We start from the raw sequence: 724 nt of genomic DNA, 5'->3' as shown, positions 1-724 counted from the left end.
GACTGGCGTCGCTGTCTGTGGTTGACCTTGGACACCTGTAGAAGTCGCTGGTGTGCTAGTTGGTGTTACCTTAGTCACGGTTGGAGTATACTTAGCCGTTACTTCCGTACCGTTCTTGTCGACACGTTTAACTGTCACCGGATCTGGGGTCCCAACATATTGCTTGTCTGGGGTGAAGGTAATGGAGCCATCTGGGTTGATGGAGTACTCACCTACACCTGGAACCTTCTTCGTGCTTGAACCGTCTTCGAAAGTCATTGGTTTCGTGTCATCAAGTGGTACTAATGGGTTCCCTTCAGTAAAGGTTGGTGTGCCCTTTTGTGGTTGCCCTTGTACACCATTGGATTCAGCGTTGGTGCTGGTTGGCGTTACCTTGGTTACGGTTGGAGTATAGGTAGCCGTTACTTCCGTGCCGTTCTTGTCTACACGTTTAACTGTCACCGGATCTGGGGTCCCAACATATTGCTTGTCTGGGGTGAAGGTAATGGAGCCATCTGGGTTGATGGAGTACTCACCTACACCTGGAACCTTCTTCGTGCTTGAGCCGTCTTGGAAAGTCATTGGACTATCCACATCGATTGGCACTGCTGGATCACCTGGGGTGAAGACTGGACTGCCGGTTTGTGGCACACCTTGGACACCAGTTGAAGTGGCTGGCGTGCTGGTTGGGGTGACTCTTGTTACGGTTGGAGTGTACTTAGCCGTTACTTCCGTACCGTTCTTG

General features: G+C 51.2%; 1 pseudogene. It reads right to left on the bottom strand.

The features are described from left to right. A pseudogene (locus HMPREF3093_RS09950) lies at positions 1–724 on the bottom strand (YSIRK signal domain/LPXTG anchor domain surface protein); the annotation flags it as partial.

This window comes from Abiotrophia sp. HMSC24B09 (genome assembly GCF_001815865.1).
In the GTDB taxonomy this organism is placed as follows: Bacteria; Bacillota; Bacilli; order Lactobacillales; family Aerococcaceae; genus Abiotrophia.
This window is presented reverse-complemented; position numbering and strand designations above follow the sequence as displayed.